Source organism: Arthrobacter sp. P1_A5 (assembly GCF_056406825.1).
Map to the genome: position 1 here is coordinate 47,723 of NZ_JBFTZL010000010.1, position 11,739 is coordinate 59,461.

Below are 11,739 nucleotides of genomic sequence, written 5' to 3' on the forward strand. Positions count from 1 at the left end.
GCGGGGCCGGCCTCACTTGTTTGTATGCCATGGGCTTCTTGTATGCGGTCAGAGGGCCGCCCGGGCCGCTGGTGCCGGCTCCACCGCTGCCGACTCCACCACTGCTGGCTCCGCGAGGGCTGCCCCCGCCAGGGCCAGGTGACTCCGCGTCATCTCCGTTGGGTCGTCCTGCAGCCACTCGTGGCCGCCCCATTCGCTGGTCAGCGTGCCCGTGAAGCCGGTCCCGCGCAGCAGGCTGCCGAGGTCATGCAGCGGCTGGGAAACCCGGCCGCCGTCGTCGTCCAGATCCCAGAACTTCAGATGGAAGGCGCCCACCAGGGGGAGGATGCCCTGCAGGTCTGCGGCGTCGCTGCGGCCGAAGCGGATGAGCAGGTTCATGAAGAGGGTGTGGATGCGCGGCGGAACCTTCCCTGCGCGGAGCAGGGCGATGACGGCATCGAGGGTGGCGGGATCGCGCCAGTCATTCTCCAGGCGCGCCAGAAGATCGGAAGGAACGCCGCCCTGTCGCAACTCATGAAGGTAGGTGACGGGAAGGGCCGGCATGAGCATGCTGATGTCGACGAGTACCCGCACGTGCTCGTCTGCCAGCCCGGCTATCGCATCCAGTGCTGGTGCCACAGAAGGGTTGTTTGGAGTCTGCTGCCCTTGGATTTCTTCGTACAGCACCAGATCGAGTTCATGCAGCAGCGGCTGCAGCAGCGTGAGCAGTTCCGTTCCCGCCTGTCCGATCGGTAACCGGATCCCGCGGGCACCCACTCGGCTAGCGGCGCTGAGCTGGGGGACCAGGAAGTCCAAGCGCTCCTGCAACGAGCGGCGGTCGGTTGGGGACGTGAAGTCGTCGAGGCTGGCGCCAACGATGCTGACGCGGCCCCCTCTTGCCGCCAGCGAATCCCGCAGTTCGTCTACCTCGGCGTCCTGCGGAGCGGGGAAGGACCGCCACAGCAGCCCAGGTTCGAGTTCTATTGTCTTCGCCACGGAATCCGCGATGCCAATCACAACGTCAGTGGCTGTCCGCCGGGCTGCCGTGATCTCCGGAGTCCAGTTGAACGAGCTGGCGCAGAGGGTCCAGTTGTGAGGAAGTGCGGGGGCCATGTGATGCCTTCCCATTTATGCTTGTTAATGACAAACTTATGTCACTTTTAGGATAAAGGATGGAAGCCATGTTGCAAACCGCTTTGCGCGAAGATGCGCTGACGGCCACGCCGGAAGGCTTTGAACTCCGGCTCGGCCTTTCATGGATCCGCTCAATGCCCCTTTCCAGCGTGGCTGAGCTCGCAGTTGAGGTCGACGGCATCCCGGTGGCGCCAGGGGAGTTGACGGTGGTGCTGGGGGCCCGGCGCGTGCGGGCGGACGCATTGCAGGCGGAGCCCGGGTGGTGGTTCGTGCAGGACAGGGTGGTCCTGGCCGGCCGGCGCGAGCTTTCCCGCGGGGTGCACGCCATCGCCGTCGACTTCCAGCTGCTGGTGCCCTACCTTCAGGCGCGTCCCGGTTCTCCGCTGGTCCTGCCGTTCCATCTGGAGGCCCGGCTGGAGCTTGACCGGGAACCGGTGCCCAGCGTCTCCCGCGATGTGGCCTGAGCGGCTATGCCCAGGCCGCGCAGTGGACCCTATGCGGGGACAGCGTGCCGTTCCGGTGAGGGCCTGCCGTCAGCAAACCAGCGCGGGAAGGTGACATCGAACAGCTGCTCGCGCGCCAGCTCGGCTCCTCCTCGCAGGGGTTCGCGCTCATCGTTGACGGACAAGGTGATGGTGAGGTCGCGGGTGGCGAGCGGCAGGGACAGTTCGTAGACCCGCTGGCGCACTTCGGCCAGGAATACTTCGCCGGCCGATCCCATGGCCCCGCCGATGACGATGATTCCGGGGTTGAACATATTCACCAGGGCTGCAATGGTCTCACCCGCTACCCGGGCCGACTTTTGAATCAGTGTGATGGCCAGCGGGTCCCCGGCCTGGGCCGCGAGGGTGATCTCCTCGAGGGTCAGTGTCCCCTTTTTTGCCAGCGGGGCCAGGGAGCTCCGGGTTCCTTCCTTGACAGCCTCTTCCGCGTCCCTGACCAGGGCCCAACCGCTGGCCACCGCTTCGAGACAGCCGATCTTGCCGCAGCGGCATTGGGCATGGGAGTCGGAAACCCGGACATGGCCGATGTCGCCGGCCGCGCCGTTGGCACCGCGGTGGATCCTGCCCTGGGACAGCAGGCCGGCACCGATTCCCGAACCGATCTTGCAATAGATGAGGTTCGCAAGGGATTCGCGACGCCGGGCGCGCTCACCAAGGGCCAGCAGGTTGACGTCGTTATCCACCCACACCGGTGCCTTGAAGCGGTCCTCGAAGGGCGTGCGGACATCGAATCCATTCCACCCGGGCATGATCGGAGGTGCCACCGGTTGTCCCGTGGCGAAGTCAACCGGGCCGGGGAGGCCCACCACTACGCCCCAGACGGGCACTTGGTGATCCTTTTTCAGCACGTCGTCAACGAGGGCCATCACGGCGTCAATGGTCTTCTCGGGGCCCTGGGCGATATCCCAGGTGCGGTGCGTGTGTTCCAGGATGTCGCCGTCAAGGGCAGTGACGCCAACCCTTATATGAGCGGCTCCGAGGGCACATATGACGATCCTTCCCTGCTCCGCGCGGAAGCGAAGGGTCCGGGGCGCGCGGCCACCGGAGGAGGCGCCGAATTCTCCATCCCCGAGAAAGCCGATCTCAATGGCCTGGTCCACACGCTGGCTGACAACGCCCCTGCCCAGCCCGGTGACCTTGCCGATTTCAGGGCGCGTTGTTGCCTCGCCCGTTCGCACCAGGTTGACGATCCTCAGCAGGCTCGTCACTTCATCCGTTTGTGCTCCAAAGCGGAGTGTGGACTCTGTCGTCATGATCACAATTCTCACACATAAGAGGGAACTAAGGTGGGGTTGAACGCGACTATAGCCGGATATTTCCGTACTTATGAATAATATGGACAAAAGAGGGAGGCGACGATGCCTTGGAATATAGGAGTTCTTGGGGCCGGGCCGGGCGTCGCGGCCCTGCATCTGCCGGTGCTGGGGCGCCTGGCGGACCTGTTCAAGGTGGTGCACATTGCCGATGCGGGAAGTGGGCGCGCCCAGGGCCTGGCCGGAAGGCTTGGTGCCCGGTGGTCAGTGGGGGAGGCGGACCTGCTTGCGGACCCGGCAGTCCACCTGGTGGCCATCTGCAGCCCGCCCGCTGAACATGCCCGCCAAATCCTGGCGGCTGTAGCCGCGGGGAAGCCTGCCATCTTTTGCGAGAAGCCATTGGCCACCAGCAGGGAAGAAGCCGACGAAGTCATCTCTGCCTGCCGGCTCGCGGGAACGGTCCTTCTGGTGGGGACGAACCACCTGTTTGACGCCGCGTGGGGGCGGGCCAGGCATCATCTCGTTGCCCTCGCGGGCCGGGTGCAGGCGATCTCCGTGACGCTGGCGCTTCCGCCGAATGACAGGTACCACCGGCTGGTCGCCGAGGGCGGCCCTTTCCAGGCCGCCCGGCGGGAACGCCTGGACCTCGACAGTCCCGCGGTTGCGGCCGGCGTCCTGCGGCAGCTGCTGACCGGGCTCGCGATCCATGATCTTCCGGCCGTGAGGGACATCGCGCCAGGCATCGACGAGGTTGTCTACGCCAGGGTCGCCCCGCCAGTCGGCTACCTTGTGGGGTATCGGGCCGGCGGAATCCTGGTCCAGTTGGCGCTTACCATGCTTCCGGAAGGACCGGATGCCCTCTGGAGGATGAATATCGCCACCTCCCACGACCGCATCGAGGTGAATTTCCCGCCCGCCTTTGTCCATGCCGGAAGCGCGGCCACCCGAGTGCGAAGCACGGACGGGCAGTGGACGGAGTACAGGCGGGATCCGGAAGACGGCTATATGGCGCAGTGGCGCCTGCTTGCCTCACTCCTTGAAGGCGGGGTCCCAGTCGAGTACGACGAACTGCTGGCTGACTCGCACTTTGCAATCGACCTGGCCGATGCTGCCGCAGCGAAGGTTCTTGAAGGGGTGCCGCAATGAGTTCAGCAAGTCCAGGGATCGGCATCTTCACCGTGTTGCCTTCCTATCTCGCGGCTGTCGCCGAGCTTGCCGTCAGTGCTGCACTCACCAGAGACGTCAGTGGGGCGGTGGCTGTGGTGCCTGGATCCGGCGATTGGTGGCAGGGCATGCTGGACGCCCGGGCCAGGGGAGCGGCAGCGGTGGTGATTGCGGACCCTGCTGCGCTCCCGCAGAAAGGACTCGGAGCCTACCCATGGCCCGGTGACATCCCGGTCATCGTTGAGCGTCCCCGGCTGCGCCCGGATGTGGTTGCCGACGCGGTCCGGGCAGGACGAGGCAGGCCGGCCCGGATCGTCACCGTTGAGTGCGCCGCCCCCGCGACAGGTCTTGAAGCGGTAATCCGCGACGGCTTGGGCTGGGCGCGGTCACTGGTCCGGGGCCCGTTGACGCTCCAGGTGTGCAGTGCGACGGCGCACGCCAGGATTGCTCTGCTGGATTCAGGGGGATCCGCGGGCGGGGCAATACCCGTCACCCTGGGGGCGACGGCGGCAGCGGGCCTTCACGCCGACGACCTGCTCCAGGTGCTGGCCCTCGGCGAGGTGCGAACCGAAGTCACCGTGGACCAGCAGGCCGGGCTGACGCGGCTGGAGACGTCCACCGAGGACGGGACACTAAGGGCTCCGGAGCGCTATGAATCATCAGCCCGTCTGGCGCTGCGCCGGGCCATCGAGGCGCAGTCTTCGGGTCAGCCCGGAACGGACCTGGATGAGCTGCTCGAGGACATGTCCCTCACGCGCGCCGTGCTTGCTACATAAGGGATGGCCGCCACAGGTGTCTAATTCACGCATTCTTTTGTTGCTTTCAAACTAAAGTGAGGTAGCATGAGTAACGGCGCCGGGGTTCCTTCCGAACCCGTTCTCCGTCGTGATGGTGCGCCGGAGGCACAACACGTCGCGTCGACGGCCCGATCGTTCGGGTAGATCACTATGCCACTTACACCTTTGAGACTCCGTCTCCTTGTTATCTCCCTGCTCACGGTTTCGTTCCTCGGGGCCCTGGACCACACCGTGGTGTCCACATCCCTGGCCACGGTTGCGGGTGAGCTGGGCGCGCTGAAGCTCATGAGCTGGGTTGTTGTGGGATACACCCTCGCGAGCACAGTGCTGCTGCCGGTGCTCGGCAAACTAGGCGATGTCCTGGGAGCCCGCCGGATCTTCCTCAGTTCGCTAGTAATGTTCCTGGCGGCCTCCCTGGCCTGCGGCTTTTCGCAGGACATGGCATGGCTTATCGCCGCGCGCGTCCTGCAGGGGATGAGCTCCGCGGGCCTGCAGCTGATGTCGCAGACCATCATCGCCAGGGTCACCTCGCAGCGGGAACGTCCGCGCTACATGGCCATCATTGGCGCAGCTTTCCCCATCGCGGTCCTGGTTGGCCCCGTTCTCGGCGGCGCCATCACCGATTACTGGGGCTGGCAGTGGGTTTTCTGGATCAACATCCCGGTGGGCGCTGCAGCCCTGGCCCTTGCCCTGGTTGCCGTTCCCCACCTGGAGCCCGGCCCCATGCCCCGCCACTTCGATGTTGCCGGGGCGGCTGTATTTACCGCTGCACTGGTGGCCCTTGTCCTCGCCGCCACCTGGGCCGCAGAACGCAGCGCGGGCCCCGCCACCGCTGCCGCGCTCGCGGTCAGCATGCTGGGCTTCGTTGCCTTCTACTTTGTTGAGCGCCACGCACCCGAACCCATCGTCCCCCTGCATTTCTTCGCCAACCGGACCATCGCGGCAGGCACCGCACTCTCGGCGATTATCGGCGTCGGCCTCTTCTCCATCACCGCCTATTTGCCGACGTACGTCCAAATGGCGTACCAGACCACCGCCACCGTGTCCGGGCTCGTGCCCATCGCAACCGTGTTCGGCATGCTGACCAGCAACCTGCTCACCGGATGGCTGGCCAGCAGGACGGGGCGGTACCGGATCTTCCCCATCCTGGGAACATCATTGGGGGCCGCCGGACTATTTGTGATGGCGGTGCTGCCCGCCGGGCTTCCGCTGTGGGTTCCCATGATCGTTATGGCCGTTGTTGGGATGGGCACCGGCGCGTTCATGAGCCTGATCGTCACTGTGGTCCAGGGAGCTGCTCCGGCCAGCCAGACCGGCACCATCACCGCGACGATCAACCTGGTGCGGCAGGTGGGGTCAACAGTGGCGACGGCGATTATCGGCGGGGTGATCGGCTTCGGCGTGGCGGCCCTTTTGCCGGCGGGCCTGGACGCTTCCACCCTGACCCCGCAACTGGTCAAAGGGGCCGCCCCGGCAGTACAGGCCAGCGTGGCTCAGATCTACGCCTCAGTCTTCACCCCCATCTTTATTGCCTTGGCGGCCACGTACGCAGTGGGAATAGTCGCGGCGGTCCTGCTTCCGCACGGGCGCCTCTCCGACGAACCCGTTCCCGCCCCCCAAACAACTTCCGAATCCCTTTCGGCCTGATTTCAAAGGAGACATCATGTCCAACCCAACCATCGCCATCGTCGGCAGCGGGCCAATCGGCTCCACCTATGCGCGGGTGCTCCTCGAGCAGGTCCCGAACGCGCGGGTGGTGATGTTCGAAGCCGGCCCGCAGGTGACGGAGGTTCCCGGCGCAAGCGTCCGCAACATCGCCGACCCTGGCGAAAAGGCTCGTGCCCGCGAAATGTCGCAGGGGCCGCAGGCCGGCGCCTACCGTGAGTCGCTCGGCATCCCGGCAGCCACAGTCACCGAGGGAATGTTCACCGCCCGCCAGGGCACCCACCTTCTCGACTTCGGCGGCGCGGGCTCCGCCCACGCCTCGAGTTTTCCCGCGGCGGCTGCGGCCACCAACATCGGCGGCCAGGGTGCGCACTGGACCTGCGCGACGCCGTCGCCCGCCTTCAGTGAAAAAATCCCCTTCATAGCGGACGACGAATGGGACGGGCTGATTGAGGACGCGAAGCAGCTGCTGCACGTCCACAGCGCAGCGTTTGCCGACTCCGCCGTTGGTGAGGCCATTCGGACCCTCCTCGATGAAGAGTTCGGCGCGGAGCTGCCGGATGGGTACGGCGTGGGCACCCTTCCGGTTGCCGGGGACCCGCAGCCCGACGGCTCCGTGCGCTGGGCGGGGGCCGACGTCGTCCTCGGCCCGCTCGTCGACAAGGACAGCCCGCTCTCGAAGCAGTTCGAACTCCGTGACCTCACCCTGGTCCGCCGCGTGGAACTGGACGGACACCGGGTCACCGGTGTCACCGTCGAGGACCTCCGCACCGGGGAGAAGTCATTCGTGGCAGCGGACATCGTGGTGGTGGCCGCCGATGCCTTCCGCTCCCCGCAGCTCCTCTGGGCATCCGGTGTGCGGCCGCAGGCCCTCGGCCACTACCTGACCGAGCATCCCGTGGTCATCTCCACGGTGGCGCTGGACGCCGAAAGGATGGGGCGGTACGCCACCGAAGAGGACCTTAAGGCCGAGCTGGCCCGGCGCGCACTGAACCCGGCAGACCCCGTCGCGGCGGTCAACCGCATCCCGTTCTCAGAGCCGGAACACCCCTTCTCCGTCCAGGTGATGTACACCGAGACCACGCCGTTCCCGATGGAGCCGGGAACCCCCTACTCCGAGAACCGCTGGGGCTACGTCAACATGGGCTACGGCATGCGCAAGCACCCGCGCTACGAGGATGCCGTCACGTTCGACGACAATGAGCCGGACTACCGGGGATTCCCCAACATGAGAATCGAGTACGCGCTCACAGAACGGGAAAACGCGGAAATCGCCGAGGCAACCGAGCGGCTGCGGCGTGCCGGCAAGGCCCTTGGCGCCTTCGTGGCCGAGCCCAGGCTCATGCCGAACGGCTCGAGCCTGCACTACCAGGGCACCATGCGCATGGGTGAAACCGACGACGGCACCTCGGTGGCGGATCCGTGGTCACGCGTGTGGGGCTACAACAACCTGGTGGTGGGCGGAAATGCGCTCATTCCGACGGCAACGGCCATGAATCCCACGCTGATGAGCGTGGCCATCGCTGTCCGCGGCGCCCGGAAGGTTGCTGAGGAGCTTAGTTCGCAGAGTGCCTAGGTCAACTGTTCATAGGGGCGCAGACGCCCGCCAGCTGTGGCTGGGCTGACGTCGAGGCACGGATAACCTGTGGGTATGAAGAACCTGGACCTCAACCTGCTGCCCCAGCTGCAGGTCCTGTTGGAACTGCGCAACATCTCCCGGGCAGCCGAGAGGCTCCAGCTCAGCCAGCCGGCCACCAGCGCCGCAATGGCCAGGCTCCGGCGCCATTTCGACGACGAACTCCTGGTGCGGAACGGGCGCACCTATGACCTCACGCCGTTCGCACAGTCCCTGGTCCCGCTGGTTGATGAAGCCATGCTTCACATCCAGCGGGCCACGCGCGTGCGGTCCGGCTTCGACGCCGCCACGAGCGAGCGGGAGTTCATTATCGCCGCCTCGGACTACGCGGCGGCCCTGATCGTGGGGCCGCTACGGGGGATCCTGCGCGAGGAGGCCCCCGGAGTGTCGGTGGATTTCGTTCCCACAGCCAAGTCCGGGATCCAGGGCCAGATGGCCGACTACTCAAAAATCGACCTGCTCGTCGGGCCCACGGGGTACCAGATGCAGGGAGCCAGCAAGCAGCTGTTCCGGGACAGCTTTGTTGCTGTGGCTGACACCGGAAATCCCCTGCTCCAACAGCCCCGGCTCACTGTGGAGGACCTGGCCACTGTTCCCCACGCCGTCGGCTATTTCGGTGAGGGGATCAGCACCCCGGCGGACAAGCTGTTCGAATCGCGAGGTATTCAGCGCCGCGTGGCGGCTGTGGTAGCCGGGTTCCTGTCCCTGCCGCTCCTGGTGGAAGGGACAGACCTCGTGGCGCTCGTCCCCGGGATGCTGGCAGCACGGGCCCAGCGCGGCGCGGATATCGTTGTGCTGGCGTTCTCCGAAGACGCTGAAGCGTCCCTCGTGGAAGCGATGTACTGGCACCCGTCCCAGGCGGAGGACCCTGCCAGCGTCTGGCTGCGTTCCGTGGTCCAGCGGGCCTGTTCGCGGCTGCACGAACTTTTCCCCATCACCGCCCACCCGGTAACTATCCACGCGGCAGATACCACCTAGAACCAAAGCGCCGTTCCCCATCCGGACCATCCCTGCGAAAGTCGAAGAAACGCACTTCGAAAGGGATCCCCCATGCCTGTCTCCCGCCAGCGCCTGGCCGGCAAAACCGCCGTCATCACCGGAACGGCCAGCGGCCAAGGCAGGGCGGCGGCGCTCGCCTTCGCCGAGGCGGGCGCCGTGGTGGTGGGCTGTGACATGGACGACGACGGCGCCGCGGCCACCGTCCGCCAGGTCACCGCAGCCGGGGGGCGGATGAGCAGCAGCCGGGTCGACCTCACGGACGAGGCCGCTGTGGCGGCATGGGCGCAGGACGTAGCCGCAAACCACGGCCAGGTGCACATCCTGTATGCCAACGCGGCGGTCACCCGCTTCGCCCCGGTGGAGCAGCTCACGTTTGCCGACTGGAAGTGGAATGTCGAACACGAGATGGACGTGGTGTTCCTGCCGGTCAAATACTTCTGGCCACAACTGATCCAGGTGCGGGACGCCGCCATCGTGCTGGTGGGATCCACGGCAGGAGTTACCGGTTCCATGACCAACGGCCGGCTGGCCCACACCGCCACGAAAGGGGCCGTGGTGGCCATGACCAGGCAGCTCGCGGCCGAAGGGGCTCCGCATGGACTCCGCGTCAATACTGTCAGCCCCGGAATGATCCGCACCGCCGCCACCGAGGGCAACCTCCTGGCCGCCGACCACCCCATGCGGTCCATCGCCGGCAGCATCCCGCTGGGCCGGATCGGCACGCCGGAAGAAGTGGCCAAATGCGCGCTGTTCCTGGCCTCCGACGAAGCGTCATACGTGACGGGCGCCAACCTGATGGTCGACGGCGGCTGGTCGGCCGTGCTGCCGGGCTAGTTGAAATCGTGCACCGCGTCAGCGCATGGCGTCGGAGACAGACTTCGCTCCGCCGTGGCCCGACTGGCCGCCGTCCACCGGGATCTCGGCACCGGTCACGAAGGACGAGAGCGGGCTGAGGAGGAACAGCACGACGCCGGCCACTTCCTCCACGCTTCCAGTGCGCCCCAGCGGGGTCTCGGCCATGGTCGCCTGCCTGAATTCGGGCTTAGCGCTCGCTGTCATGGGCGTTTCGATGAAGCCCGGATGGACAGTATTAACCCTTATCCCCCGGGGGCCGAGTTCCATGGCGGCCACCTGGGAAAGGCCCCGCAGTGCCCACTTGCTGGCGGTGTAGGCCACGGGATAGTGCGCGGTGAGGCCTGCGACGGAACCGACATTGACGATGGATGCGGCACTGCCCATCAGCGGTGCGAGGGCCTGGATCCCCAGCAGGCTTCCGGCGACATTGACTTCATAGACGCGCTGCAGGTCAGCCACGGAGGCATCCAGCAACCGGCTCCGCTGGGTGATGCCTGCATTGTTGACCAACCCGTCCACCTGCCACCCCTTGGTCTGAATCCAGTGCGCGAGATCGGACCAGCCGGAGGCATCGCAGACGTCCAGTTGGCGGTACACCAGCGCACCGGCCGAAGACGATGACACGGCGGCCAGCCCGGCTGGCATGTCCACTGCGAGGTCTGTGGCAATGACGCGGGCCCCGGCCTCCACCAGCATGCGAGCCTCGGCAGCGCCCTGGCCCTGGCCAGCGCCGGTGACCACCACGGTCCGGCCATCGAGCTGAAGGGAGACCACCCTACGTCCCGGAAGGAACCGTAGAGGCCACCCGGTTGCGCGGACGCTGCCGGGCACGCACGCGGGTCCCCGCGTTGCGGCGTTCACCAACCGTATTCACGATTGTCCCGATGCCTTCCACCGTCATGCGGACCACGTCTCCCGTCTTCAGCGGCGGGGGAGTCTTCGCGCCGTTCCGTCCCCAGAGCTCCGCGAGGCAACCGCTGCCGCAGGTGCCGGAGCCCAGCACATCGCCGGGCCGGACCACGGAGTCTTGCGAGGCGTAGGCGACGAGCTCGGCGAACGGCCAGCCCATATTGGACAGCAGGTCCTGCCCGATGGCTTTCCCGTTGACTTCCACGGCCATGGAGATCGGCAGGAACCCCTCGGCGTCGTGCAGGTCCTCGAACTCATCCGCGGTGACAATCCAGGGCCCCAGGGTATTGGCGAAATCCTTTCCCTTGCACGGGCCGAGACTGACCTTCATCTCCCGGCGCTGCAGGTCCCGCGCCGACCAGTCGTTGAGGACGGTGTAGCCGAGGATGTGCCGGTGCGCCTCCGCTGCAGTAAGGTTCCGACCGTCGCTTCCGGGGACGCGCCCGACGACGGCGGCTACCTCGGTCTCGAAGTCCAGGTCCTCGCAGCCCGCCGGAATACCAATCACCTCACCGGTGCCGGTCACCGTATGCGGGTTGGTGAAGTAAAAGGTGGGCGCCTCGTACCATTCGGGCACCACGCCGGCCACGCCGTCGATGCTCTTCCGTACGCCTTCGACGTGTTCCTCGAACGCGACAAAATCCCGGATGGTGGCGGGCGCCAGTGGGGCGAGCAGCTGCACGTCCACCAACGGAACGGCCGGGCCAGACCCGATGATCCGCCGGGCCAAACCCAGCGTCTCTTCGAGCCCGGCATCCAAAAGGGTCTGGACACTCTGGCCTGCGGGCAGGGCGTAGCAGTTACCGCCGTCGACGAAGCCGGACTGCGTCCCGCCGTCGTGGTTC

General features: G+C 66.3%; 11 protein-coding genes. 7 read left to right on the plus strand and 4 right to left on the minus strand.

All coding sequences use genetic code 11. The annotated features are described in order from the left end of the window. Positions 1 to 48: 48 nt before the first annotated feature. The gene (locus AC1D1S_RS04125; RefSeq protein WP_476993787.1) at positions 49 to 1,092 is read right to left on the minus strand and encodes a restriction endonuclease subunit R; all 1,044 of its coding nucleotides are present in this window, start codon (positions 1,090 to 1,092) and stop codon (positions 49 to 51) included. A 68-nt stretch (positions 1,093 to 1,160) separates the two neighbouring features. Between AC1D1S_RS04125 and AC1D1S_RS04130 the strand changes: the two genes are divergently transcribed. Continuing rightward, positions 1,161 to 1,577 (plus strand): C-glycoside deglycosidase beta subunit domain-containing protein, encoded by a 417-nt coding sequence (locus AC1D1S_RS04130; protein WP_476993788.1) that lies wholly within the window; start codon positions 1,161 to 1,163, stop codon positions 1,575 to 1,577. Between the two features lie 29 nt (positions 1,578 to 1,606). Here the strand turns inward: AC1D1S_RS04130 and AC1D1S_RS04135 are convergent, their stop codons facing one another. Next, positions 1,607 to 2,869, minus strand: a complete 1,263-nt coding sequence (locus AC1D1S_RS04135; protein ID WP_476993789.1) for an ROK family protein — start codon at positions 2,867 to 2,869, stop codon at positions 1,607 to 1,609. 105 nt (positions 2,870 to 2,974) lie between these two features. Here AC1D1S_RS04135 and AC1D1S_RS04140 point away from each other — a divergent pair, with 105 nt between their 5' ends. The 6 genes from AC1D1S_RS04140 (at position 2,975) to AC1D1S_RS04165 (ending at position 9,964) form a co-directional block, all read left to right on the plus strand. Further along, positions 2,975 to 4,015: a Gfo/Idh/MocA family protein gene (locus tag AC1D1S_RS04140; protein WP_476993790.1), complete on the plus strand. Its 1,041-nt coding sequence runs from the start codon at positions 2,975 to 2,977 to the stop codon at positions 4,013 to 4,015. Further along, on the plus strand, positions 4,012 to 4,809 hold the full coding sequence (locus tag AC1D1S_RS04145; RefSeq protein WP_476993791.1) for a hypothetical protein: 798 nt from the start codon (positions 4,012 to 4,014) through the stop codon (positions 4,807 to 4,809). The genes AC1D1S_RS04140 and AC1D1S_RS04145 overlap by 4 nt, the downstream gene beginning before the upstream one ends. A gap of 171 nt (positions 4,810 to 4,980) precedes the next feature. Beyond that, complete coding sequence (locus AC1D1S_RS04150) at positions 4,981 to 6,477, plus strand: MFS transporter (RefSeq protein ID WP_476993792.1); 1,497 nt, start codon at positions 4,981 to 4,983, stop codon at positions 6,475 to 6,477. Between the two features lie 16 nt (positions 6,478 to 6,493). Continuing rightward, positions 6,494 to 8,071, plus strand: coding sequence for a GMC oxidoreductase (locus tag AC1D1S_RS04155; protein WP_243180841.1), 1,578 nt, complete (start codon positions 6,494 to 6,496; stop codon positions 8,069 to 8,071). A gap of 75 nt (positions 8,072 to 8,146) precedes the next feature. Continuing rightward, positions 8,147 to 9,109, plus strand: coding sequence for a LysR family transcriptional regulator (locus tag AC1D1S_RS04160; protein WP_243180843.1), 963 nt, complete (start codon positions 8,147 to 8,149; stop codon positions 9,107 to 9,109). A gap of 72 nt (positions 9,110 to 9,181) precedes the next feature. After that, positions 9,182 to 9,964, plus strand: coding sequence for an SDR family NAD(P)-dependent oxidoreductase (locus tag AC1D1S_RS04165; protein WP_476993793.1), 783 nt, complete (start codon positions 9,182 to 9,184; stop codon positions 9,962 to 9,964). Between the two features lie 18 nt (positions 9,965 to 9,982). Here AC1D1S_RS04165 and AC1D1S_RS04170 read toward each other — a convergent pair whose 3' ends face one another. Together AC1D1S_RS04170 and AC1D1S_RS04175 are read right to left on the minus strand one after the other, a co-directional pair. Next, positions 9,983 to 10,759, minus strand: coding sequence for an SDR family NAD(P)-dependent oxidoreductase (locus tag AC1D1S_RS04170; protein WP_476993794.1), 777 nt, complete (start codon positions 10,757 to 10,759; stop codon positions 9,983 to 9,985). 1 nt (position 10,760) lies between these two features. Continuing rightward, positions 10,761 to 11,739, minus strand: a 979-nt coding sequence (locus tag AC1D1S_RS04175; RefSeq protein WP_476993795.1) for a fumarylacetoacetate hydrolase family protein, incomplete at its 5' end; no start/stop codon positions are given.

Excerpts from the sequence above, each read along its gene's own strand:
- AC1D1S_RS04145 (WP_476993791.1), top strand. The coding sequence starts at position 4,012 with ATGAGTTCAGCAAGTCCAGGGATCGGCATCTTCACCGTGTTGCCTTCC.
- AC1D1S_RS04165 (WP_476993793.1), top strand. The coding sequence starts at position 9,182 with ATGCCTGTCTCCCGCCAGCGCCTGGCCGGCAAAACCGCCGTCATCACC.
- AC1D1S_RS04150 (WP_476993792.1), top strand. The coding sequence starts at position 4,981 with ATGCCACTTACACCTTTGAGACTCCGTCTCCTTGTTATCTCCCTGCTC.
- AC1D1S_RS04155 (WP_243180841.1), top strand. The coding sequence starts at position 6,494 with ATGTCCAACCCAACCATCGCCATCGTCGGCAGCGGGCCAATCGGCTCC.
- AC1D1S_RS04160 (WP_243180843.1), top strand. The coding sequence starts at position 8,147 with ATGAAGAACCTGGACCTCAACCTGCTGCCCCAGCTGCAGGTCCTGTTG.
- AC1D1S_RS04140 (WP_476993790.1), top strand. The coding sequence starts at position 2,975 with ATGCCTTGGAATATAGGAGTTCTTGGGGCCGGGCCGGGCGTCGCGGCC.
- AC1D1S_RS04135 (WP_476993789.1), bottom strand. The coding sequence starts at position 2,869 with ATGACGACAGAGTCCACACTCCGCTTTGGAGCACAAACGGATGAAGTG.
- AC1D1S_RS04125 (WP_476993787.1), bottom strand. The coding sequence starts at position 1,092 with ATGGCCCCCGCACTTCCTCACAACTGGACCCTCTGCGCCAGCTCGTTC.
- AC1D1S_RS04130 (WP_476993788.1), top strand. The coding sequence starts at position 1,161 with ATGTTGCAAACCGCTTTGCGCGAAGATGCGCTGACGGCCACGCCGGAA.